The organism is Sandaracinobacteroides hominis, assembly GCF_016464365.1.
Classification (GTDB): Bacteria; Pseudomonadota; Alphaproteobacteria; order Sphingomonadales; family Sphingomonadaceae; genus Sandaracinobacteroides; species Sandaracinobacteroides hominis.
Genome location: NZ_JADCUC010000001.1, coordinates 592,797 through 616,661, shown reverse-complemented (window position 1 = coordinate 616,661; position 23,865 = coordinate 592,797). Strand labels below are relative to the sequence as shown.

The following is a 23,865-nucleotide window of genomic DNA, read 5'->3' as shown; positions in this document are numbered from 1 at the left end:
CGATGGCTCGCGCCGCTCCGGACTCGCTGGCCGAATATAATGCCCGGCGCGATTTCCGGCGCACGGCCGAACCTGTCGGCACGCGCTCGAAAAAGCCGGCGGGGAATGTCTTCATCGTGCAGAAGCATGACGCCACTCGTCTGCACTGGGATTTCCGGCTGGAAGTGGACGGCGTGCTGAAAAGCTGGGCGGTGACCAGGGGCCCCAGCGCCGATCCCGAGATCAAGCGCCTGGCGGTCCGAACGGAGGACCATCCGATGTCCTACGCAGAGTTCGAGGGCAGTATCCCCAAGGGCGAATATGGCGGCGGCACGGTGATGCTGTGGGACAGGGGCAGCTGGGAGCCAGTGCCGGGCAAGAGCGCCGAGGACATCGCCAGGGGGCATTTGCATTTCCGGCTGCACGGGCAGCGCATGAACGGCGAGTGGCTGCTGGTGCGGATGAAGCCCCGTGCGGGCGAAAAGCGCGAGAACTGGCTGCTGCGCAAGGTGGAGGATAGCCATGTCAGCCCCGGCGACGAGCTGGTCGAGCATGGGCTGACCAGCGTGCTGACCGGGCGGACGATGGCCCAGATCGCTGCCGACAAGGCCGGCTTGCAATCGCTGAAGGGCAAGAAGGGCGCCGATTTCAACGCGGCGATGGCGGCCGCCGCCCGCCACAACGCCGATGCGGCGCCGCGCCGAAAGTCATCCGCAAAGCTGCCCGCGTTCCATCCGGTGCAGCTGGCCACGCTGGTCGATGATGTTCCCTCCGGCAATGGCTGGATGCACGAGATCAAGTTCGACGGCTATCGGGCGCTGGTGGCCGCAAAGGGTGGCGACGTGCGTGTCCATACCCGAAACGGGCTGGACTGGACGGAGAAATTCGAGCCGCTTGTCCAGGCCTTTGCAGCGCTGGACCTGCCCCCCTGCCTGATCGACGGCGAGATCATCGCCACCGATGCTTCCGGCAATCCGGATTTCTCCGCCCTGCAGGCGGTGCTGAAGCGCGGACACGGATCGCAGGGCGCAGCCGATGCGCTGTCCTTTCATGCCTTCGATCTTCTCAGCCTCTCGGGCGAGGATCTGAAACCTCGCCCGAACATCGAGCGCAAGGAACGGCTGGAGGCGCTGCTGGCCGGCGCCCCGCCGCCGATCCATGTCGCAGATCATGTGATCGGCGCGGGGGAGAAGCTGTTTTCCGCGATGTGCGCGGCCGGGCAGGAAGGCATCATCTCCAAACGGAGCGACGCGCCCTATGCCGGCCGCCGCACCCGCAACTGGCTCAAGGTAAAGTGCGTCGCCCGGCGGGCGTTCGTGATTCTGGGCTGGACCAAAAGCAACGCCCGGGGGCGGCCGTTCGCTTCGCTGCTGCTGGGGCAGCAGCAGGGCGGAAAGCTGGTCTACAAGGGCAAGGTCGGAACGGGCTTCGACGCGACCATGCAAGAGCAGCTCCGCCAGAGCATGGCGCCGCTGGAGGCGAAATCGCCGCCTGCAGAGGTGCCCCGGCTGGAAGCCCGCGGCGCCACCTGGCTGAAGCCCATACTGGTTGCCGAAATCGCCTTTGCCGAATTCACGGCAGAGGGAAGGGTGCGCCACGCCAGCTTCGTTGGATTGCGCCCAAACAAGCCGGCAGAGGCAGTCAGGCCGGCAAACGCAGTCAGGCCGGCAAACGCAGTCAGGCCGGAAACGGCGGCACCCCCGCCGCCCGTCGAAACCATCAGGATCAGCAGCCGCGAACGGGTGATCGACCCGTCGAGCGGCCTCACCAAAGGCGCGCTGGCAGACTATTATGCCGCCGTTGCCGCCCTGGCGCTCCCCTATCTCGGCGGCCGCCCCATCAGTCTGGTCCGCTGCCCGCAGGGCCGGGCGAAGCAATGCTTCTTCCAGAAGCACGACAGCGGCAGTTTCGGCGAACATGTCCGCCATGTGCCCATCGTCGAGAAGGACGGCGGCGCCGAGGAGTATCTTTATGTCGAGAGCGTCGCAGGCATCCTTGCCTGCGTGCAGATGAACGCCATCGAGTTCCATGCCTGGGGTTCGCGCGCCGCCGACGTGGAGAAGCCCGATCGCATGATCTTCGATCTCGACCCGGACGAAGGCCTCGGCTTCGAGGAGGTGAAGAAGGCTGCCGTGGAAATCCGCGAGCGGCTGGCCGATCTCGGCCTCATCAGTTTCGCCATGCTGTCCGGCGGCAAGGGTGTGCATGTGGTGGTGCCGCTGACGCCGGGGCACAGCTGGGATGTGCACAAGGATTTCAGCAGGCGCTTTGCCGAGGCGCTGACCGCGGCAGAGCCCGACCGTTTCGTAGCGACGATGCGCAAGGCGAAACGCAAGGGGCGCATCTTCATCGACTGGCTGCGCAACCAGCGCGGCTCGACGGCGGTTACGCCCTATTCCGCCCGCGCCCGGCCCGGCATGCCAGTGGCGATCCCGATCGCCTGGAACGAGCTGAAGGGTTTCAACGATGCGCACCCGTTCCGCATCACCGATGCCGACGCGCTACTGGAACGAGCGGGCTCCAAACAGCTCTCCGGTTGGGGCTTTGCCGAACAGGCGCTGCCCGATTTCTAGCGCTTCTGCCGCTGCTCCAGCCGGCGGTGCAGGAAGGAAAGCACCAAAGCTTCCTCGGCACGCAGGCCCGAGAGATCGCCACGCAACGCGTCCTCCACCTGCTGCCGGGCTTCCAGCACAAGCTCCGCCGACAGGTAGCTGTCGACGATTTCCGGGTGCACATAGCATTTGCGGCAGACGGTAGGCGTATTCCCCAGCCGCCTCGCGACGGCCTCGATGGCGGAGCGGACATTGCGTTTGGCGGCGGCTTCGCTGTCCACCATTTCATATTCGCTCAGCGCCATCGCCGCGAGGACGGTGCCAGTCCAGGTGCGGAAATCCTTCGCCGTGATGTCGGCTCCGGAAATTTCCTTGAGGTAGAGATTGATGTCGCCCGAGGTCACCTCACAGCGGGCGCCATCCTCGTCGAGATACTGGAAGAGATGCTGGCCCGGCAGATCCTGGCTCGCCTTGACGATCTTCGCGATCCGCCGATCGCTGGTGGTCAGCCGCCATTCCTTGCCGCTCTTGCCCTTGAACCGGAAGCGCAGCTCGGAACCCTCCACCTGCACATGCCTGTCGCGCAGCGTGGTCAGGCCATAGCTCTTGTTCTGTTTCGCATAGTCGGCGTTGCCGACGCGGATCATCGTCGTTTCCAGCAGCCGCACCACCGTCGCCAGAACCTTCTCGCGCGGCAGGCCCTTCAGGCCCAGATGCCGGTCCACAGCTGCCCGTACGCGTGGCAGCACCGATGCAAACTCGAACATATGATCGTATTTCGTCGCGTCGCGGACTTCGCGGAACCGCTCATGATAGCGATACTGCTTGCGGCCTTTCGCATCGCGGCCCGTTGCCTGCAGATGCCCGCGATCGTCCGCGCAGATCCAGACATCGGCATAGGCGGGCGGGATCGCCAGCCGGCGAATGCGCGCCAGCTGTTCGCGCTGGCGGATCAGCTGCCCGTCTGCACCGCGATAGCTGAAACTCCTCCCGGCCCGCTTGCGCGTGATCCCGGGCTGCTCGTCGGAGACATAGAGCAGACCGGCGCTGCGCGCGGCATGCTGGGCGGCAACAAGCGGATCGGTAGCCATGCATCGGAGAACCGACCAGCTGCACAGAGGTTCCGGTCGCGGCTCCTGACCCAATCTGTCCGCCGCCCGCTACGCGCCCACGCGCCGGGGCAGCTATCCCGCCGACATCGGCGAGCGGTCAGAATGCCAGTCGCGCGCGGAAGCTGAGCACCGACAGCGTGTCCACACCCGGGTTCAGGCTGGGGCTGATGATGAACTGATAAACCGGGGTCACCGCGAAATTCGGCGTGATCGCAAGCCGGTAGAACACCTCGCTCGTGACCTGATCGGGCAGGTTGAACGGCAGCGGCACGGGGATCTGTGCGTCGTCCGGTTTCGACCAGCCGACGCCCAGCCCGAACAGGTCTGCAGTGCGGCTGGAGGGGCGATAGCCGAAGCCGCCCGTCAGGTTGATTTCGGCAAAGCCACCGGTGCCCAGACCACCGCGCAGGAACCACATCAGATTGTCGTTCGCCATGCGGTTGATGTTGAAGGCGATGCCATAGGCTTCGTCCTGCGGGCGGGTGATGTCGCCGGGGCCGCGCGGCTTCAGCGGATCGCGATACCACAGCGTCACGTGCATGTTGTTGCGGTCCATCGGGCCGCGGGCATGAATCGGAATCGGCCGGGCGGCAAACGAGCTGCTGCCGACCTCCACGAAATAGAAATGTTCGTTGCGGTTGAAGAAGTCGTCGACCGTCCAGCCGGTGTCATCGCTGTTGGCGGTAAACATGCCGGCCTTCACATAGAGGCTGCCGGCCGCACCGCCGGGATAGCCGGCCACCACGAAGCCGGCGCCGCGCAACGGCGAGGCGATGGTGGGGCTGGTGGAGAAGGCGAGGCTGAGGAACTGGCGGTTGTCGTCGAAGAAGGGATAGGCATTGACGAAGTTCGGCGCAAAGATCTTGCCGATCGTATACTGGAACTTCCCGCCGGCAACGGTCTGGCGGATATAGGCCTGGGTGATGCCCAGCGAGAAATCGCCCCAGGTGGCGGCGGTCGGCAGGCCCGAGCCGGCCAGAATGCCGGCCTGCAACGGCGCGAAATCGGTGCCGATGGGGCGACGATCCTCGATGGCGATGTCGAACGACAGCTGGTTGGGCTTGCCGCGGTTCAGCAGGGCGACATCGGCGTTGAAGGTGAACTTGCCGCCAAACGCGGTGTCCTCGCCCGTCAGCGTGTTGGAATAATTCTGCACCAGCACGCCATAGGAGCCGCCGAAATTGATTCCGGTGCGCTCCCGGAAGCGCTGCTTGAAGGCGAACCAGGCCGGCAGCGCGGGCTGGGCATTGGTGATCGTCGTCTGCGGAGTCTCGTCGTCGGCCAGATCGCCCTCCACCGAGAGCGTGCCGTCCAGAAGCGACGGATAGGCGTCCTCTACCGTGGGCGGGGGCGCCGGTTCCTGGGCGAGGGCAGGGCTGGCAAGCAAGGCGGCAAGCAAGACAGACCGCATCAGGAAGCCCACTCGACCTTGTCGCCGCCGCGCACGGCAACCAGCGGCGAACGCCACTTGCCCGGCGTCCGGGAGAGTTTCACCTGCGGCCCGACCCGGCGGATTTCGCCATAGGGCGACTGGGCTACAAGGATTTCGGGCGAGATCATGCGGTTCGATGGCCCGGACAGATCGAAGTTGACGTTGGGGAACTTGCCGAGGCTCGCATACCACATGGCCGCCCGCGTCAGGCTGACGCGGACATGGTAGCTGCCGCCTTCGCGCGCCCGGCGACGAAGCGCGGCAATGACGCCGGCAGCGCCGAGATAGCCGGCGATATAGTCGTTCATCACCAGGGTCGGCGGGAAGCGGGGCGGGCCCCCTGCGCCCTCCTCGATGGTGAAGCCCGAGGTGGATAGCCCCTCCATGTCGAAGCCGCCGCGATTGGTCCAGGGGCCGGTCATGCTGTTGGCGTTGCAGGAGAGGTAGATGATCCCCCGTCCATCCGGTCTGTGGCCGTTCGCCAGCTCCTCGGCGCCGAAGCCGAGGCGGTCCAGCGTGCCGAGGCGATAGTTTTCAACGAACACGTCGGCCTGCGGCACAAGGCCCTTCAGCCGCTTGTTCTGCTCCGGGTTGCGCAGGTCGACGAAGGTGGAGCGCATGCCCACATTGACGTCGATCACCAGCGCTTCATGCTCGAAAGCCTGGTCCCGGGCGATGTGCAGAACCTCGGCGCCATATTCGGCCAGCGTCCGCGACGAGCAGGTGCCGGCGATGACATGGGTGTTGGACAGCACCTTCAGGCCCGAGAGCGGCTGCGTCGGGTCGGCGCTCCACGGCACCGGGGCGCCGTCGGCGATCTTCACGATCTCGATCAGCGGCGTGGCGGCAAGCACCTTGCCCTCCGGGTGGGCCATCCACTCGGCGCGGGTGCGGTGAACGACCCCGACGCCGCCGGCGGCCGCCAGCTCGTCCTCGAACTCGAAAGCGTTCACCTTCTTGAAGGCGGCGCGGATATTGTCCTGCCCCGGCAACGACTTCAGCGTAAGAAGCGCGCGGTCCATCAGGTGGGGATAGATTCCGGTCAGGTTGAAGAAGCGGCCGTCCTTCGTTTCGAAGGGGACGAAAGACACCGGATTGCCAAGGCCGAGCGGCGCCTGAAGCATCAGCCCGTTCACCGTGGGGATGATGAAATCGCGCGGGATCTCGTCGGCTGCCGGGATCAGCCCGTCGCGCTGCGCCATCAGCTTGATGGCCCCGATCAGCGGGTTCACATTATAGACGCTCTCGCGCAGGTCGACCGTCAGATCCTGTGTCTGCCCGGTCCGCTCGCGCCAGATGGCGGCGGCACCCAGCCCCGCGCCCATCGCCGGAATCGCCATCGCCGAACCGACGCGGAAGTGGCTGCGGATGATCGGGTCTGCGCCGGTGAAGCTGACCTTGCCACCGGCATCACCGACGGCGCCGCCGATGTCGCGCATGAAACCGGCGAAGGTCTGCATCAGGTTGAAGCTGTCAGGCGCGGCCGTGGCGGGGATGGCGCTGGAAACAGCGGCCCCCGCGGCAGCCATGCCAGCGGTTTCGATAAAGTCCCGCCGCGAAAAATCCATGCGCCTGCCCCCTGATCGGCTATTCGATATTGCGCCCCAATAGGTTTCAGCTGATCTGGGCGCAATGCAGTGGAGCAAACGGTTGGTCGTAGTTTCTTGAACGCGCGGCCGGGGAGGCTGGTGGCGATTGCCGTTGCGGGCCAGCTTTTGGGCTGGCTGCTATCGGTTCTGCTGGCGCGCGAACTGGGGGTCGACGGCTTCGAGGCCTATGCCGTTGCCTCCGCACTCTTCATCCTGATGGCCAGCATCGCGCCGCTGGGGAGCGAGAAATACGCGTTGCGCCTGCTGCCCGGCCTGCTGGCTCGCGGCGAACCTGGCACAGCGCATGGCTATGTTCGCTTCGCGGCGCGGCGGACATTGATCGTTGCCGTCGCCAGCGGGCTCGCCGTCGGTGCCGTGATGGCCGCGGCCGAACAACCGTTGCGCAACGCCGTGCTGGTCACCTGCCTGTCGCTGCCCGCCGGCGCGCTCGCACATCTGGGTGTCGAGATCCTGACCGCGATGGGGCAGCCGACACGGGCGCTGCTGCTGTTCCGGCTGCTGGTCCCGTCGATCGCGCTTGCGCTGGCCCTGCTGCTGCTGCCGCTCGGGCTCAGCGCGGCGATGGCGGTTGCCTGCTGGGGCCTCGGCTGGCTGGTGGCGATGGCCGCCATGTGGCTAAGCCTGAAGGGCGCCGTCTGGAGGGCCGCGACGCCGCAGGCGGACGCAGCCGGCTGGCGCCTCGCGGCGCGTCCCTTCCTGGTACACCGGCTGGTAGCGGCGCTGCTGGCGCAGGCAGGCGTGCTGGCGCTGGAGTTGCTGGGCAGCGACAGCGCGGAAGTCGGCGCCTATGCAGCAGCCGTCGGGACGGTGGGGCTCGCCGTGGTTCTGGTGACGGCCACCAACCGCATCTACGGCAAGCAGATGGGCTTGCTGCTGGAGGCCGGAGACGCAGCGGGTCTGGCGCGGATGCACCGCGACCGTCGGCGCTGGATGCTGCCGGCATTGGCCCTGTTCCTCATCGCCATCTTCGCCTTCTCCGCGCAATGGCTGCGGCTGTTCCGGCCGGAATTCGTGGAGGTCGGCATCCTGCCGCTACGGCTGCTGGCAATATCCACGGCCGTCGCCATGCTGCTGGCGCTCGCCCCCACCAGACTGAAGTATCTGGGCGAAAGCCGTCTCCTCTATCGGGTGATGGCGGCCGGCGCCCTTCTGCAGTTGCTGCTGCTGCTTGCGTTGGTGCCCGGCTGGGGGGCGACTGGGGCCGCTGCTGCACAGCTGATTTCAACGCTGGGAATGTATGGCGCAATGGCAATCAAGGCCGGCCGATCCAGAGCCCGGCAGACCCATCGGCAGAAGCACAGCTCCACTGCTTGACGTTTCACAAGCCCCGCAGGATATACCTTCCCGTCCAGCTGGCAAAGACCTGCTGATCGGGGTGGAAAATGCCTTCACACGTTTCCCGCAGCAGCAGCAATGGCTGGAACCGCCAGCTCTTCACGTCGCTCGATCAGCATTATGCCACGATGAAGCGCCTGCGCCCGGATCTCGCCTGGACCTCGCGCCAGCTGACGCCGGGCAGGATCGAGGGCACGGCAATTGCCCACCGCGGGCCGCGCTTTGCCGTCACCTGCTCGGCGATGCGCGGCAGCTATGAAATGAAGGGCCCGGTGTCGCGCACCAACCTTGCCCTGTCGCTGGCGCTGCATTTCCCGACCACAGGGCTGCATTGGATGCAGCCGGTGGGGGCAGGGATGGTCGGTGTCTATCAACCCGGCACCGACGTCGACGTCATCAACCGCGATAGCGTCAGCTTCGTGGTCATCGATATCCCGCGCGCGGAACTCGAACGCGAAGCAGACCGCGAAGGTCTCGTCATCCCCGCAGAGCGCGTGAACAGCAGCGGCGTGGCACCCGGCCGCGTCGGCGCAGCGCCGCTCGCCCGCATCGCCTGTCACGTCGGCCACCTGCACAACGGCCAGCCCATCTCGCTCCCGCCCGGCGTACAGCTGAGCCACATGATCCTCGCCGCCACGCTCGGCCATCTCGCGGCGGGACAGGCCGAGCCGCAGCTCTCGCAAGCCGCCTATTGCCGGATTGTGGCACGGGCACGCGCCTACATAGAGGCGCATCTCGGCCAGCCCATCGCGATCGACGATCTGGTGGCATCCGCCGTCACCTCCCGCCGTACCCTGCACCGCGCCTTTCTCGAGGTGCTCGGCGAAACCCCGCAGGGCTATGTCCTGAAGCTTCGCCTCAACCGCATCCGGCAGGAACTCGCCTCGCCGAAGGAAGCCCGGCGAACGGTCACAACAGTCTCGCATCGGTGGGGAATAGCAGAGCTCGGCTGGCTGGCCGCCCGCTACAACGAGCAGTTCGGCGAGCTTCCCAGCACCACGCTGGCCCGCCGCACCGGCTGAAGTCGAATGGCACAATATCCATAGCCGCCCGGATGGGGGCTGCAGCAGGAGACCCGAATGACGCCCAACCCATCGCCTGTCGCCGCAACGCCCGCACCCGGCACGGGCGAGATCCTGGCAGCCCAGCGCACCGAGCTCGCCATGCAGCGCAACCGCTTTGCCGCCGACCGGACGATGATGGCGGTCATGCGCACTTCGTTGTCGATGATCAGCTTCGGCTTTACCATCTTCTCCTTCTTCAACACCATGGCCTCGTCCGACGTCATCGGCCACGCCGTCCCCGACGAGGCGCCCGGGCGCTTCGGGCTGATGCTGGTGGTGCTGGGCGTCTTGCTGCTCATCGCCGGGATCATCGGCGACATGCGCTACATGGCCAGGCTCCGCCGCCAGCACGCCCACCTCGCACGGACGCCGCTGGGCGAAGGCTTCGAACCGATGAACCGCTCGATGATCGTCGCCGCGGCGATCCTGCTGCTCCTTATCGGCGTGATGGCGATCGGCCTCATTCTCGTCAGGATCTAGGACGTGAACCCAGCCCAAAGAGGAGACCAACCATGCACGTAATCAGGATGCTGCCCATCCTCGTTGCCGCAACCCTCGCGGCCCCCGTGCTGGCACAGCAAGAGCCGGGCTCCGGCAGCTGGCACATCGTCTTCGAACCTTATTTCATGGCCCCCAACATGGACGGCAGTTCCGGCGTCGGCCCGCTCACCGCACGCGTCTCCGCCAACCCGTCCGACATCTTCAGCAACCTCAACTGGGGCGTCATGGGCCAGCTCGAAGTCAACAACGGCCGCTTCGGCCTCAACTTCGACGGCACCTACATGAACCTCGAAAGCACGTCAGACCGGCGCTTCCTCGACAGCATCGGCGGCCATCAGGGCGCCTACACGTTCGGCGCGCTGATGCGCATCGAAAAACATGCAGAGCTCTATGCCGGCGTCCGCGTCAACGATCTGGGCGTCAACCTCTCCGCCACCGGCCCGCTAGGCAATCCGCGCTCCGCCAGTGGATCGAAAACATGGGTCGATCCAATCGTCGGCCTGCGGGTAACTTTGCCATTCTCGCGCACCACCGATCTCACCACCCTGGTCGATGTCGGCGGCTTCGGCATCAGCTCCGATATCAGCGTCCAGGTCTGGCCGTCGATCGGCTTCCGCCTCTCCGACAAGACCCGGATCAAGCTCGGCTACCGCGCGGTCTACACCAAATATGAATCCGGCGAAGGCCTGCAGCGCTTCTCCTACGACGTGCTCACCTTCGGGCCGACAGCGGGTGTGCGCTTCCAGTTCTGAAAAAATACGCCAGCCAGCCAAGGTTTCCGCAGAACGTCTCCGTCTGAAGTCCCGATGGCAGTGAAATCCCGCCGACTTCACCCGACGGAGACTTCATGCGCGCCTTCCTGCTTGCCTCGACCTGCATCGTCACCCTTGCGTCGGCCGCCAGCGCCGAAACCAGCCTCACCACAAAGGTCACCACGCCCGTCCGCACCGCTACCGCCAATCAGGGCGCGGCGGACGATGTCAGGATCACCAGCACCGGCAGCATCGCGCTCCGCCCCGTCACCGGCCTGCGCGTGGACATAGGCGCCACGTATAACGACAGCCGCGTCGTCGCCCTGACCCCCTCGCCCGCCTCGCGGCTGCAGCGGGCTTCGCGCTGCCGATCACAGGCGTTGCCTCCAGCCTCCCGGCGATCGGCGAACTCGGCCAGCTCGGCCCGGCATCCAGCCCCGGCCGCATCCCCAATGTCGCCGATTACGCCGTGAACACCAGCTTCGATTACAGCCACCTTCTCCACAGCCAGGAGCTGCGCCTCTCGGGCTGGCTCAAATATCTCGGCCCCTCCCGCCTCGGCCCCTCCCGCCTCGGCCCCTCCCGCCTCGGCATCGGCCCGCTGCTGGGCGACAGCCAGGGCGACTATCTCGATACAGGCGTCGCCGCCCGCCTCGGAAACGAGCGGCGAGGCGTCACCTTCACCCTCACCAACCTGTTTGACAGCCAGGGCAACCGCTTCGCGCTCGGGACCCCCTTCGAAACGGCGACGAGGCGCTTCATCACGCCGCAACGTCCCGGAACGCTCCGCATCGCCGTAGATGCCAGCTTCTAGCAACCGCTAAACGAAGCGCCCGGCTATCCCCACGATCAGGCCAAGCCCGGTAACGATCATGATCAGCGCCATGATCAGCACCGGCCGTCCGATCCGGAACTGCTCGCTCATCTGCATCTCCCGCAGCGTCGCCCAATAGCCGATCGTTCCGAACAGCATCGAAACCGTGCCCAGTACCGCCAGGAACATCCCGATCTGGCGGGGCGCTGCGCTGTCGGCAATGGCACCGGATTCCGCCATGGTGTCCAGCACCTTATAGATGGTGAAGCCAAAGCTGAACATCGACAGCGCCGTGCGGATCCACGCCATCAGCGTCCGGTCGGCGGCCATCACCGTCCGCAAGGCGCCAAGATCGGTCGGCCGCGCTGCCCTGTGATGCGTTTCGCTCATCCATCCCTCCCGCCAAAGATGCCCACGCGCTAACGCATCGCGCGTGCAGCAAGCGCCCAACCTTGGGCTGTTGCCCCGCTCGGACTCTCGGGGAAAAGACAGCGCAGGTTCATCCTGTCCCTGTCAGCAGCGCCCCGTGAAAGGCGCGGGGGATTTCGTGCTGCACCAGCGTAAGCCAGGGGTGATGATGTATACCAGTTCCGTCGCCATTGCGGCCATGCTCCTTGCAGCCAATGCAACCGCCGCCTTCGCCCAGCAATCTCCCGCAGTGGACGATCAGCAAGCCCCGCAGACGGGCGCAACCCCGGCCACGCCGGCCCCGGAGGACATGGATCCGGGCGAGGACATCGTCGTCACCGCCGGCATCCAGCGCGGCGCGGTGATCAGCGACGTCCAGCCCGAGCTGCAGCTGAATGCGGCCGACATCCGCGCCTATGGCGCCAGCAGCATCGAAGACCTCCTCAACCAGCTCTCCCCGCAAACCGGCAGCAGCCGGGGCCGCGGCGGCGAAATGCCGGTCGTGCTGGTCAATGGCAAGCGCATCTCCGGCTTCCAGGAAATCCGCAGCATCCCGCCCGAAGCCATCGAGCGCGTCGACATCCTCCCCGAAGAGGCCGCCATCGCCTACGGCTATCGGGCCGACCAGCGGGTGGTGAACTTCGTCCTGCGCCAGCGTTTCCGCGCCATCACCACCGACATCGAACTCGGCGCGCCGACCGCCGGTGGCCGCCACGATCTCGAGATCGAAGGCAATCAGTTCCACGTGAACGGCGACAGCCGGATGCTGATCGACGTCAAGGTGGAGCAGGCGAGCCGTCTGCTCGAAAGCCAGCGCGACATCATCCCCACGCCCACCAGCCAGCCTTTCTCCATCGCCGGCAACATCGTCTCGCCGACGGACGGCGGCGAAATCGACCCGGCGCTCAGCGCCCTCGTCGGCCAGCCCGTCACCGTAGCCGGCGTGCCGGCGTCCGCCGCCACCAGCGCCCCGCAACTCGGCGATTTCGTGGCCGGCGCCAACAACCCCAACCCGTCCGACGAAGCCCGCTACCGGACGCTCCTGCCGCAGACCAGCGAAGTCTCGATCGGCGCCAGCCTCACCCGGCCGCTGTCGGATTCGGTGCAGGCCACCTTCAGCGCCCGCTTCGGGTCCACCAGCAGCGAATCCTGGCTCGGCCTGCCCGACACCCAATTGCTGCTGCCCGCCGCAAACCCCTTTTCGCCCTTCGGCACCGACGTCACCCTGCTACGCAGCGCCAGCGCGCCCGGCGCCCTGATCCGCGATGCCAAGGGATGGACAGGCCGTCTGGCCGCAGCCCTGAACGGCCAGTTCTCCGGCAGCTGGCGCTGGAGCTTCACCGCCAGCCACGACCATTCCGACAGCCGCACCACCACAGACCGCTCGATGGACGTCTCCGACGTGCAGGCCCGCATCAACGCGCTGGATCCCGCCTTCAACCCGTTCGCCGAAAATGCCATCAACGGCCCGCTCAGCCGCGATGTCGTCACCAGCAACAACGACATCACCGAACTCAACGCGGTGATGAACGGGGCGCTGTTCGAAATCCCGGCCGGCCGCGTCTCCACCACCTTCAAGGCCGGTGCCGTCCGCCGCGACCTGCAGGGCGAAACCACCCGGAATCTCATCAGCATCCCGCGCGACTTGCAGCGCGAAGAGGGCAGGGGCTCCGTCAGCCTGGACATCCCCCTCACCAGCACCCGCAACGACGTGCTCGCCGCCATAGGCGACCTCAGCCTGAACCTCAACGTGGAGGGCGAGCATTTCTCCGACTTCGGCGATCTCGTCACCTGGGGCGGCGGCGCAACCTGGCGCCCAACCTCGAAGATGCAGATCCTCGCCTCCTTCACCTCCGAGGAAGGCGCCCCCAGCATCTCGCAGCTGGGCGATCCGCTGCAGTCCACCCCCAATGTCCGCGTCTTCGACTATGTGCAGGGCGAAACGGTCGAGATCACCCGCATCGACGGCGGCAACGCGCAGCTGTCCGCCGACAAGCGCCGGGTGCTGAAGATCGGCGGCCGCATCTCGCCGATCACCGACACCGATTTCAGCATCCAGGCCGACTATGTCACCACCAGGATCAGCGATCCGGTCTCCGGCTTCCCCACCGCCACGGCAGAGATAGAGGTCGCCTTCCCGCAGCGCTTCCTGCGCGACGCCGACGGCCGCCTGCTGCAGATCGACAACCGCCCGATCAACTTCCAGCAATCCAACCGCCGCGAACTGCGCTGGGGCTTCAACTTCTCCGAGAAGCTGGAACCCACAAAGTCGGAAAAGCTGGCGATGGAAAAGCGCCGCGCCGAGTTCATGGAAAGGCGCAAGGCGGCAGAAGCCGCCGGCAAGTCCGTTCCCAACATCCCCGGCCTGCAGGCAGCTGGCGGCGGTCCCGGTCAACGGCCCGGCGGCGGCTTCGGCGGCCCCGGCCGCATGAACCCCGGCGAAGGCCGCTTCCAGCTCTCCGTCTTCCACATCTTCCGCCTCGAGGATACGATCCTCATCCGCGAAGGCGTGCCCGAACTCGATCTGCTGAACGGCTCCGCTACCGGCAGCTCCGGTGGCAGCCCCCGCCACATCGTCGAGGTGCGCGCCGGCGTGAACAAGAACGGCCTCGGCGCCCGCCTGTCGCTCAACTGGCAAAGCGGCACCAGGGTGCTGGTCGATCCCTCAGGCCCGCCCAGCGCCGACGATCTCAGCTTCTCGCCCCTCACGACCGTCGGCCTGCGCTTCTTCGCCGATCTCGGCCAGCGGCCCGGCCTAGCCATCAAGCATCCGTTCCTGCGCGGCGCCCGCATCAGCCTCGGCATCGACAATCTGTTCGACGACAGGATCGACGTCCGCGACCGCGCCGGCCTGACCCCCATCAACTATCAGCCGGATCTGATCGACCCGATCGGCCGCCGCGTGGAAATCAGCTTCCGGAAAGTCTTCTTCTAGAAGCGTCAGCCACCCAGCGGCGAAAACAGGATCAGCAGCACGGTCGCCAGCAGCGCAATCGCGGTAACCACACGATCCAGCCCCTGGCTGCCACTGCGGGTGCGCTCGATGCGGATCGGTTCGCTTGCCATCGCCCATGGGTGGCGCAATCCGGCACCCGGCGCAAAATAGCTTCGCTTGGGCAGGCGAAAGAGGCGCTGAATCGCGGCTGGCGTCGCGCCACGGCCTGTGCCAGTTTCCTGCAAATGCAGCCGGATCGCGTCACCAGCATCGACACCATCCGGGGCGTCGCCGTCCTCGGCATCCTGGTGATGAATATCATCGGCTTCGCCTACGCCGGCGCCGCCTACCTCAACCCGCAATACACAGGCGGCGAAACCAGCTCCAACCTCAGCCTGTGGGCCGTCGCTTACGTCGCCTTCGACGGCAAGATGCGCTCGCTCTTCGCCATGCTCTTCGGCGCCTCCATGCTGCTGATGGCCGAAGGCTCCGCCGGCAACGAAACCAGCCGCCACGTCGCCCGCATGGCAGTTCTCTTCCTCTTCGGCATGGTCCACGCCTCGCTGCTCTGGTCCGGAGACATATTGCTCCCCTTCGCGCTCGCCGGCCTCGCCGTCTTCCCGCTCCGCCACATCCCCGCCAACCGCCTGTTCCTGTTCGGCGTAATCGCGCTCGGCGCACAGGCGGCAATCAACCTCAGCTTCGGCCTGCAGGCCCTAGCCGCAGAGGCAGCCATCCACGCCCCCAACCCAGGTAAGGCCGCCATCGAAGCCTGGAACAGCCTGCGCAGCGTCACCCAATCCGATCCGGCAGACGTCGCCCGCGAAACCGCCATGTATCGCGGCAGCCTCCCGCAAATCCTCGCCATCCGCCACGAAGCCGTGCTCTTCGCCCGCTTCTTCCTCCTCCCCTTCGAATTCTTCAGCGAGACCGTGGGGCTGATGCTGATCGGAATGGGCCTCTATCGCCTCAACTGGTGGCAGGGCAGCTTCGACACCCGCCACTATGTGAAGGTCGCCCTCATCCTCGTGCCCGTCGGCTGGGGCATCAGCGCCCTCCTCGGCTGGCGCTTCTATTCCAGCGGCTTCGCCCCCGCCGTCTTCTTCTTCACCGACGCCGCCCGCGTCCTCATCGCCCCCCTCGTCGCCATAGGCTATGCCGCCAAGATCATCTCGATCGTAAAGCTCGGCCTCTTCCCCCGCCTCCTGTCGCGCCTCGCCGCCTGCGGCCGAATGGCGCTCACCAACTATCTGACGGCCTCGATCCTCGCCAACCTCGTCTTCACCGGCATAGGCCTCAGCCTCTACGGACAGCTCACCCGCCCGCAGGTCTACGGCGTAGTCCTCGCCGTCTGGGCCGTGCAACTCGCCTGGTCAAAGCCGTGGCTCCAACACTTCCGCTACGGCCCCTTCGAATGGCTATGGCGCTCGCTGGCCCATTGGCAGCGCCAACCAATGCAACCGCCAGCCTATCAGTAACCCAACGCCACTCCATCCTTGCGCATCTCGGTGCCACCCCACCAAACCCGGTTCACGGCATCCCACATCACCGCCTGATAGCCGCCCACATCCTGCGCGGTATCCAGCAGCACATGCCCGCGCGCCTTCAGATCGGCCCGGGTCGCCGCCCCAATGCCACCCTCCAGAAACACCCCCGGAGGCGTTTCCCGCCCATCCCCCGGATCGGGGCTGCCCAGATGCCGCACGCGCGGCGCATCGCCCGCCGCCTGCAAATTCATCCCCAGATCGACAAGGTTCACCAGCACCTGCACCTGCCCCTGCGGCTGCATGGTCCCGCCCATCACCCCGAACGCCAGCAAAGGCCCGTCGTCCTTCGTCACCATCCCCGGAATGATCGTGTGGAAGGGCCGCTTCCCCGGCGCGATCACATTCGCCGCCTTCGCATCCAGCGAAAACTGCGCCCCCCGGTTCTGCAACATGAAGCCCCAGGTGCCGCGTCCGCCCGCCACAGGCTGCCGCCGCGGCACCACCACGCCAGACCCCATCCCGCGATAGTTGGACTGGATGAGCGACACCATCATCCCCGCCGAATCCGCCGTCGCCAGATAGGTCGTGTCGCTATGTTCTTCCGGATCCCCCGGCGGCACATCGTCCGGCAGCGCCTTGTCCATCCGGATCAGCCCGGCACGCGCGGCGATATACTTGTCGGCCAGCAGCCCGGCCACCGGCACCTTCACCTGCCGCGGGTCGGCAAGGAACTTCGCCCGGTCGGCAAAGGCGAGCTTCTTCGCCTCGATCAGCAGATGCAGCCGGTCCGCCTCGGATAAAGTCCCCATCGGGAACCGCTCCACGATCCGCGCCATCTGCAAGGTGGTAACCCCCTGCGTGGCCGGCGGAATCTGCCAAAGCCGAACGCTGCGATAGGGCGCCGAAATCGGCGTCACCCACTCCGCCTTCATCGCCGCAAGGTCCGCTGCAGACATCGCCCGCCCGAACTGCCGGAACTGCGCCTCCAGATCGGCGGCAAACGCGCCCTGATAAAAGGCCGCCGCCCCGCCAGTCCCGATCATCTCCAGCGTCGCCGCCAGATCGGGATTGGTGAATTTCTGCCCCATCACCGGCGGCTGCCCGCCCGGCGCATACAGCACCGTCGCCAGCGCCCCGCCCTGAATGCTCTTCTCATTCTTCTGGAAATTCGCCACGCCCCGCGCCCAGCCGCGCGCAATCACCGGCGTCAGCGGAAAGCCCTCCTTCGCCAGCCGAACCGCAGGCGCCAGCACCCGGTCCAGCGGCAGCTTGCCAAAGCGCTTGTGCAGCGCCTCCCACCCGGCAACGGCGCCCGGCACGGTCACCGCGTCCATCCCCAGCGGGTTGATCACGCCGTCCTTGCTCCGCCTGCGCAGCGCCGTCACGTTCAGCTTCGCCGGCGCAAAGCCCGAGGCATCCAGCCCCACCACCTGCTTCGCCACCGGATCCCAGACCAGCGCAAACAGGTCTCCGCCAATGCCATTGCCGGTCGGCTCCACCAGCCCCAGCACGGCATTGGCGGCAATCGCCGCATCCACGGCCGATCCACCGGCCTGCAAGATCTCCACCGCCGCCTGCGTCGCCAGCGGCTGGGCGGTCGCGGCCATCCCGTGCGCCGAAACCGCAGGCGAGCGGCCCTGAAACGCCGGATCGCCGGGTCGGTTGGACAGCGGCGGCGCCGTCTGCGCGGCGGCAACCGTGGAAAGCGCCAGGCCGACAGCGACCAGCAGGGCAGGGCGAATGAAGGAAGTTTCCATGACGTCCGTATCAAGCAGGTCACGCCGCACAAGTGAATGCCGGAAATCGGGGGAATGGCGCAAATCGGAAAAAGCAGCACGGCAAAGAACCGGCCCAGCGCCAAAACCGGTCTTGCCTTCTGCCCTGCGGATGCGACACAAAGCGGCGCATGTGGCTGCTTTCACGACTACTCAGCCGCGCCATCCGCCATGGCGCCATCGACGTCACCGACCATCGCGGGAAGGTCCACCAATATGGGGACCGGACTGAAACGCCGGTCCGCGTACGGCTCACGGATCGCTCGACCGCCCGCCGCATCGCCACCAATCCGGCACTCGGCGCCGGCGAAGCCTTCATGGACGGGCGCCTCATCGTCGAGAGCGGCGATATCATGGATCTTCTCGATCTCGTCGGCCGCAACCTCACATGGGACCGCTCCAACGCGCTCCGCGTCAGCCTCTGGAACCAGCAGCGCATGGCGGCCCGCTGGGACGAACTGAACGCAAAGGCGCGCTCCAGGCGCAACGTCGCCCACCATTACGACCTCGACGACAAGCTCTACGATCTCTTCCTCGACGCCGAGCGCCAGTACAGCTGCGCCTATTTCCGCCCCGGCAACGACGGGCCGGACAGCGATCTGGAACTGGCCCAGCGCGACAAGCTCGATCACATCGCGAAGAAACTGCTGCTGAAGCCGGGGATGCGGGTTCTCGACATCGGCTGCGGCTGGGGCGGCATGGCCCGCCATATCCACAAGGTTTCAGGCGCCGAGGTTCTGGGTGTCACGCTTTCCGAGGAACAGCTGAAATACGCCCGCGCCAGGGCCGCGGAAATGGGCATCGCCGACAAGGTCCGCTACGAGCTGATCGACTATCGCGACGTGAAGGGCCCCTTTGATCGCATCGTCTCGGTCGGCATGTTCGAGCATGTCGGCCGCCCCAACTATTTCACCTATTTCGACAAGGTCGGCGAGCTGCTGGCAGAGGATGGCGTCGCCCTCATCCACACCATCGGCCGCTCCAGCGGCAAGGGCGCCACCGATCCCTGGACGGCGAAATACATCTTCCCCGGCGGCTACACCCCGGCCCTCAGCGAGATGATGCCGCACATCGAACGCGCCTTCCTCTGGGTCGACGATGTCGAGGTGTGGCGCCTGCACTATGGCTACACGCTGCTCCACTGGCTGAAGCGCTGCCGCGAGAAGAAGGCGGAGATCGTCGCCCTCTACGACGAGCGGTTTTTCCGCATGTGGGAATTCTATCTGGGCGGCGCCGCCAACGCCTTCCTCTTCGACGACCATGTCGTGTTCCAGCTGCAGCTCAGCCGCAAGCGCGACGCGGTGCCGATCACGCGGGAATATCTCGCCGCGCCTCCGCCTGTCCTACAGCGCAACTCCATGCCATCCACGACGGATGGAAGCGAAGCGTCCCGCAGATAAACCCCTGTCCTACACAGGGATTTTCTGCCACGCGCGGGTGGGCGCACGCGCACGATATGGTGGGAACTTTGGGAAGTTTCGCGCCCTAACGGGCCGTCCAGCCGCCATCGATGGAAAGCGCGGACCCGGTGATTCCACCCGCCGCCTCGGAGCAGAGATAGGCCACCATCGCCGCGACATCGGCAGGCGGCACGAACCGCTTGCTCGGCTGCGAGGCCAGGATCACATCGCGGATCACCTGTTCCTCGCTCATGTTGTTGGCCTTCGCCTGGTCGGCAATCTGCCCCTGCACCAGCGGCGTATCGACGAAACCGGGGCAGATGGCGTTCACCGTGATCAGCGTCTCCGCCAGCTCCAGCGCAGCGGTCTTGGTCAGCCCCAGCACGCCATGTTTCGCCGCCACATAGGCCGACTTGAAGGGCGAGGCGACCAGCCCGTGCGCCGAGGCGATGTTGACGATACGCCCCCAGTTCTGCGCCTTCATCGCCGGGATCGCGGCCTTCATCGTATGGAAATTGCTGGAAAGATTGATGGCGAGGATGGCGTTCCACTTGTCATTCGGGAACGTCTCGATCGCTTCCACATGCTGGATGCCGGCGTTGTTCACCAATATGTCCAGTCCGCCCAGCCCGGCCTGGACCTCGCGCACCCAGGCTTCCGCCGCATCGCCGTCGGAAAGATCGGCATTGGCGAAGATCACCCTGGTGCCGTGCGCGGAAACCTCCGCAATCGCCGGCTGCGCATCGCCAAAGCCGTTCAGCGCCACATCGGCGCCGGCGGCGGCCAGCGCATTTGCAATGGCAAGCCCGATCCCGCTGGTCGATCCGGTAACGGCAGCCCGCCTGCCGGCCAACGGCGCTGCACCATTTTGAGCGTTTGCCATCTCGTTCATTCTCCTGTGGAACCTGTTAACTCTGTTGCAGTGCAAAAAATCCATGGACAAGCCACCGCCGAGGATTAGCGTTGAACCATGAACGGTGAAAGAACCTGCGCCGCAGCCCTGCGCCAAAGCGCCGCACCTCATGATGGTTCCGCCACATAGTTGAGATATTCCAAAGGATAAGAAGCGATGCTCTATAACGCCTACGAGTTGGGCAAGAACTGGTTCGCCGGCGCCAGCGTCGCCGCCCGACTCGGTTCCGAATGGTGGTCCAACCCCGCCAATCCCTTTGCCTACAGCCAGATCGGGGAAGTGGCGTCGGCTGCGCTGGATGTTTTTTCCCACGCCGCCGCGCCGCGCGGAAAGCCCGAATTCGGCTTCGAGTCGACCCTGATCGACGGCAGGCAGGCGCTGGTGACCGAGGAAATCGTCGATCGCAAGCCCTTCGGCCAGCTGAAACGATTCGCCCGCGAAGGCGCCGATCCCGCCGATCCGAAGCTGCTGATCGTCGCTCCGATGTCGGGCCATTATGCCACGCTGCTGCGCGGCACAGTGGAGCGGATGCTTCCCAGCCACGATGTCTATGTCACCGACTGGCGCGACGCGAAGCTGGCACCGATGTCGGCGGGCAGCTTCGATCTCGACGACTATATCGACTATGTCATCGACTGGCTGGATGCGATCACGCCCGCCGGTTCGCCGCGCGCCCATGTCCTCGCCGTCTGCCAGCCCTCGGTTCCGGTCTATGCGGCGGTCGCGCTGATGTCCGCCTCGAAGCATCCGGCGCTGCCGGCGACGCTCACGATGATGGGCGGCCCGATCGACACCCGCAAGGCGCCCACCGCCGTCAACGAGCTGGCGATGCAGCGCCCGCACGCCTGGTTCGAGCACAATGTCATTGCCGAAGTGCCGCCCTATTATGAAGGCGCTGGCCGCAAGGTCTATCCGGGCTTCCTGCAACTCGCAGGTTTCATGTCAATGAACCTTGGCAACCACATGATTTCCCATTGGGAAATGTTCAAACATCTGGTGCAGGGCGATGGCGATTCCGCCGAAGCCACCAAGACCTTCTACGAGGAATATCGCTCGGTCTGCGACATGACCGCCGAATTCTACCTGCAGACCATCGACGTCGTCTTCCAGCGCCACCTGCTGCCGGATGGAAAGATGATGCACCGTGGCGTCCCCGTCGATCCGGGCGCCATAACCGACGTCAGCCTGTTCGCCATCGAGGGCGAGCGCGACGATATCTCCGGCCTCGGCCAGACCCGCGCTGCGCTCGATATCGCCGTCAACCTCGATCAATCCCGCAAGAGCTACTTCATGGTTCCCGGCGTCGGCCACTACGGCATCTTCAATGGCCGGAAATGGCGCGACATGATCGCCCCCCAGGTCGAGCAGTTCATCCGCAGCACCTGCCCGGATGCCCCGCTCCACGGCGAGGGCAAGCACAGCATCGACATGGAACCGGGCAAGGGCGTGGAGTTCGCTTAACGCGTTCGCCTAGTCCAAGGCCTCCGCCTTCTCCGCAAGCTCCAGCCACCGCTCCTCGGCGGCCTCCAGCTTGCGGCGAAGCGCGTCCAGCTCGCCGCTCAGCGCTTCGAACGTCTGCGGCGAGCGCACATACAGGCCCGGATCGGCCATAGCCGCCTCGGTCTTGCCGATTTCCGCCTCCAGTCGGGCAATCTCCCCCGGCAGCTTGTCGAGGTCATGCTGATCGCGGAAACCAAGCTTCTTCGCCACACTCTCCCGAGGCCGCTCGGAAGGAGTGGAAGCCTGCTTCACCGGCCGCCGGGCCTCTGCCCGGGCAGCCCGCAAGGCCTCCAGCTCCCGGAACCCGCCGGCCACGATGTCGGCCCGCCCGGAACCATCCAGCCCGATGGTCATCGTCGTCGTCCGGTCCAGAAAATCCCGATCGTGCGAAACGATCAGCACCGTCCCTTCATAGTCCGAAATCACTTCCTGCAGCAGGTCCAGCGTCTCCAGGTCCAGATCGTTAGTAGGCTCGTCCAGCACCAGCAGATTGGACTCCCGCGCAAACTCCCTCGCCAGCAACAAGCGCGACCGCTCCCCACCGGAAAATCCGCCAATCCGCGCGTCGGCAACGCCGGGCGAGAAGAGATATTCCTTCAGATAGCCCTGCACATGTTTCTTCACGCCGCGAACCGTCACCCAGTCGCCGCCATCCGCCAGAATATCGCGAACCCGCTTGTCCGGGTCCAACAGCCGCCGCTGCTGATCGATGGTGATGCCGCTCAGCGTCTTCGCCCGGTTCACGGTGCCGGTGTCCGGCTCCAGCTCGCCGGTCAGCAGCTTCAGCAATGTTGTCTTGCCGGCACCATTCGGCCCGACAATGCCTATGCGGTCGCCGCGCTGGATACGGATGGAAAAATCCTTCAGCACCTCGCGCTCGCCGAAGGATTTGCCCACGCCGATGGCCTCGATCACCATTTTCGATTTCACATCGTCGGTCGCCAGCCCCAGCTTCGCCGTGCCCTGCATTCCCAGCATCGACTTCCGTTCGGCGCGCATCACATGCAGCCGCTCCAGCCTGCCCTGATTGCGACGACGGCGGGCGGTCACGCCGCGTTGCAGCCAGTGCAGCTCCTGCGCGATCTTGCTGTCCAGCTTGTCGGCGATCTTCGCTTCCTCGGCCAGCACCGCCTCGTTCCAGGCCTCGAAACCGCCGAAGCCGACTTCCTGCCGCCTCAGCGCCCCCCGGTCCAGCCACAGGCAGGCCTTCGTCAACTTCGTCAGGAAGGTGCGGTCGTGGCTGATGACGAGGAAGGCCCCGGTATAGCGGGTCAGCCAGCCCTCCAGCCAGTCGATGGCTTCCAGATCGAGGTGGTTGGTAGGCTCATCCAGCAGCAGCAGGTCAGGCGCCTGTGCCAGCGCCCGTGCAATTGCCGCCCGGCGGCGCTCCCCACCCGAAGCCGTCTGCGCGTCCGTCGAAAGGTCGATCCCCAACTGGGTGGCGATGGATTCCACCTCGTGACGGGGCGGCGCATCCGGTTCTGCCAACGCAAAATCGGCAAGAGTGGCAAATCCCGCAACCGAGGGATCCTGCGGTAGCGTAACAACGCGGGCACCGGGTTGCGCAGACCGGCGGCCAACGTCCGGCTCCAGCGTTCCGGCGATCAGTCGCAGCAGCGTCGTCTTGCCGGCGCCGTTGCGCCCGATCAGCGCCAGCCGGTCGCGCGCGCCGATGAACAAGGAAAGGCCGTCGAACAACAAACCGTCGCCCTGACGCAGGCGAATGTCTTCCAGGGAAATGATCGGGGCTGCCATGGCGCGGGCGCTTGCCATGCCGTTCCGGCTGAGGCAACTGAACGGCAGTGTGTATCCTTATTCAGAAGCTGTTCAGTGCCCCGGGCCTATCTGGCGCAACATACATTAGCTCCATGATAAACATACGGTATTTCGCCAGCCGCCGCTCGTTCCGGATGATGCTCCCCGCAGCCGCCATGCTGGTGCTGTCTGCCCCCGTGTTGGCTTTTTCGCCCGGTGAAGGTGCGCCGCGCGATTCCCGGCGCGGCTATGAACGGACGGCGCAGGCCTATCCTCCGGGCCCGGATCGCAATCGCCCGCGCGAGGTTTCCGATCAGGAACATGCCAAGGACCGTTCGGAATCCGGCCAGATGCGGCCCTTCAAGGAGTTGTATGGCCGCGCCAGTGCAATAGGTCGCGGCGAGTATCTGGGCGTGGAACCCGACATTTCGCGCGACATCTATCGCTTCAAGTTCATGCGATCGGATGGCAAGGTCGTCTGGGTCGATATGGACGGCCGCACCGGCAGGGTATTATCTGCCCGGCAATAGGAACCCGTTCC

General features: G+C 65.8%; 20 protein-coding genes. 12 read left to right on the top strand and 8 right to left on the bottom strand.

What is annotated here, in order from left to right; genetic code table 11:
• Positions 1–2 precede the first annotated feature (2 nt).
• Positions 3–2,552 (top strand): DNA ligase D, encoded by a 2,550-nt coding sequence (gene ligD, locus IM784_RS03150; RefSeq protein WP_199553802.1) that lies wholly within the window; start codon positions 3–5, stop codon positions 2,550–2,552.
• Here ligD and IM784_RS03145 read toward each other — a convergent pair.
• The 3 genes from IM784_RS03145 to IM784_RS03135 all read right to left on the bottom strand — a co-directional run bounded on the left by IM784_RS03145 (position 2,549) and on the right by IM784_RS03135 (position 6,643).
• On the bottom strand, positions 2,549–3,622 hold the full coding sequence (locus tag IM784_RS03145) for a DNA topoisomerase IB (protein ID WP_199553801.1): 1,074 nt from the start codon (positions 3,620–3,622) through the stop codon (positions 2,549–2,551). The genes ligD and IM784_RS03145 overlap by 4 nt on opposite strands.
• Before the next feature lie 118 nt (positions 3,623–3,740).
• Positions 3,741–5,054: a carbohydrate porin gene (locus IM784_RS03140; RefSeq protein WP_199553800.1), complete on the bottom strand. Its 1,314-nt coding sequence runs from the start codon at positions 5,052–5,054 to the stop codon at positions 3,741–3,743.
• Positions 5,054–6,643, bottom strand: coding sequence for a CoA transferase (locus IM784_RS03135; RefSeq protein ID WP_199553799.1), 1,590 nt, complete (start codon positions 6,641–6,643; stop codon positions 5,054–5,056). Before IM784_RS03135 ends, IM784_RS03140 begins: the two co-directional genes overlap by 1 nt.
• A gap of 120 nt (positions 6,644–6,763) precedes the next feature.
• Between IM784_RS03135 and IM784_RS17535 the strand changes: the two genes are divergently transcribed.
• The 6 genes from IM784_RS17535 (at position 6,764) to IM784_RS03105 (ending at position 11,151) form a co-directional block, all read left to right on the top strand.
• Positions 6,764–7,999 (top strand): lipopolysaccharide biosynthesis protein, encoded by a 1,236-nt coding sequence (locus IM784_RS17535; RefSeq protein WP_199553798.1) that lies wholly within the window; start codon positions 6,764–6,766, stop codon positions 7,997–7,999.
• 68 nt (positions 8,000–8,067) lie between these two features.
• Positions 8,068–9,042 (top strand): helix-turn-helix domain-containing protein, encoded by a 975-nt coding sequence (locus IM784_RS03125; protein WP_199553797.1) that lies wholly within the window; start codon positions 8,068–8,070, stop codon positions 9,040–9,042.
• A 57-nt stretch (positions 9,043–9,099) separates the two neighbouring features.
• Positions 9,100–9,564 (top strand): DUF202 domain-containing protein, encoded by a 465-nt coding sequence (locus IM784_RS03120; RefSeq protein ID WP_199553796.1) that lies wholly within the window; start codon positions 9,100–9,102, stop codon positions 9,562–9,564.
• A gap of 32 nt (positions 9,565–9,596) precedes the next feature.
• Entirely contained in the window at positions 9,597–10,337 is a 741-nt protein-coding gene (locus tag IM784_RS03115; RefSeq protein ID WP_199553795.1) for a hypothetical protein, read from the top strand.
• 95 nt (positions 10,338–10,432) lie between these two features.
• A complete protein-coding gene (locus tag IM784_RS03110; protein WP_199553794.1) occupies positions 10,433–10,810 on the top strand; it encodes a hypothetical protein in 378 nt (125 codons plus the stop codon).
• The gene (locus IM784_RS03105; RefSeq protein WP_199553793.1) at positions 10,807–11,151 is read left to right on the top strand and encodes a hypothetical protein; all 345 of its coding nucleotides are present in this window, start codon (positions 10,807–10,809) and stop codon (positions 11,149–11,151) included. Before IM784_RS03110 ends, IM784_RS03105 begins: the two co-directional genes overlap by 4 nt.
• A 6-nt stretch (positions 11,152–11,157) precedes the next feature.
• Here IM784_RS03105 and IM784_RS03100 read toward each other — a convergent pair whose 3' ends face one another.
• Complete coding sequence (locus IM784_RS03100) at positions 11,158–11,541, bottom strand: YidH family protein (protein WP_199553792.1); 384 nt, start codon at positions 11,539–11,541, stop codon at positions 11,158–11,160.
• 184 nt (positions 11,542–11,725) lie between these two features.
• Here IM784_RS03100 and IM784_RS03095 point away from each other — a divergent pair, with 184 nt between their 5' ends.
• On the top strand, positions 11,726–14,494 hold the full coding sequence (locus IM784_RS03095; protein ID WP_199553791.1) for a TonB-dependent receptor plug domain-containing protein: 2,769 nt from the start codon (positions 11,726–11,728) through the stop codon (positions 14,492–14,494).
• Positions 14,495–14,499: 5 nt separating this feature from the next.
• On the opposite strand, the gene IM784_RS17375 is transcribed toward IM784_RS03095, so the two are convergent.
• Positions 14,500–14,625 carry a hypothetical protein gene (locus tag IM784_RS17375; RefSeq protein WP_268920797.1) on the bottom strand — a complete coding sequence of 42 codons (126 nt, stop codon included), beginning with the start codon at positions 14,623–14,625 and terminating at the stop codon, positions 14,500–14,502.
• 114 nt (positions 14,626–14,739) lie between these two features.
• Between IM784_RS17375 and IM784_RS03090 the strand changes: the two genes are divergently transcribed.
• A complete protein-coding gene (locus IM784_RS03090) occupies positions 14,740–15,972 on the top strand; it encodes a DUF418 domain-containing protein (protein ID WP_199553790.1) in 1,233 nt (410 codons plus the stop codon).
• Here IM784_RS03090 and IM784_RS03085 read toward each other — a convergent pair.
• On the bottom strand, positions 15,966–17,738 hold the full coding sequence (locus IM784_RS03085; protein WP_235976495.1) for a gamma-glutamyltransferase family protein: 1,773 nt from the start codon (positions 17,736–17,738) through the stop codon (positions 15,966–15,968). The genes IM784_RS03090 and IM784_RS03085 overlap by 7 nt on opposite strands.
• Before the next feature lie 149 nt (positions 17,739–17,887).
• Between IM784_RS03085 and IM784_RS03080 the strand changes: the two genes are divergently transcribed.
• Positions 17,888–19,156 carry an SAM-dependent methyltransferase gene (locus tag IM784_RS03080; protein ID WP_199553789.1) on the top strand — a complete coding sequence of 423 codons (1,269 nt, stop codon included), beginning with the start codon at positions 17,888–17,890 and terminating at the stop codon, positions 19,154–19,156.
• Between the two features lie 85 nt (positions 19,157–19,241).
• On the opposite strand, the gene IM784_RS03075 is transcribed toward IM784_RS03080, so the two are convergent.
• Entirely contained in the window at positions 19,242–20,048 is an 807-nt protein-coding gene (locus tag IM784_RS03075; protein ID WP_199553788.1) for a 3-hydroxybutyrate dehydrogenase, read from the bottom strand.
• A gap of 177 nt (positions 20,049–20,225) precedes the next feature.
• Here IM784_RS03075 and IM784_RS03070 point away from each other — a divergent pair, with 177 nt between their 5' ends.
• Positions 20,226–21,530 (top strand): polyhydroxyalkanoate depolymerase, encoded by a 1,305-nt coding sequence (locus IM784_RS03070; RefSeq protein WP_199553787.1) that lies wholly within the window; start codon positions 20,226–20,228, stop codon positions 21,528–21,530.
• 9 nt (positions 21,531–21,539) lie between these two features.
• Here IM784_RS03070 and IM784_RS03065 read toward each other — a convergent pair whose 3' ends face one another.
• Positions 21,540–23,324, bottom strand: coding sequence for an ABC-F family ATP-binding cassette domain-containing protein (locus IM784_RS03065; RefSeq protein WP_199553786.1), 1,785 nt, complete (start codon positions 23,322–23,324; stop codon positions 21,540–21,542).
• Positions 23,325–23,437: 113 nt separating this feature from the next.
• On the opposite strand from IM784_RS03065, the gene IM784_RS16960 reads away from it, so the two are divergent.
• Complete coding sequence (locus IM784_RS16960; protein WP_235976494.1) at positions 23,438–23,854, top strand: PepSY domain-containing protein; 417 nt, start codon at positions 23,438–23,440, stop codon at positions 23,852–23,854.
• Positions 23,855–23,865 lie beyond the last annotated feature (11 nt).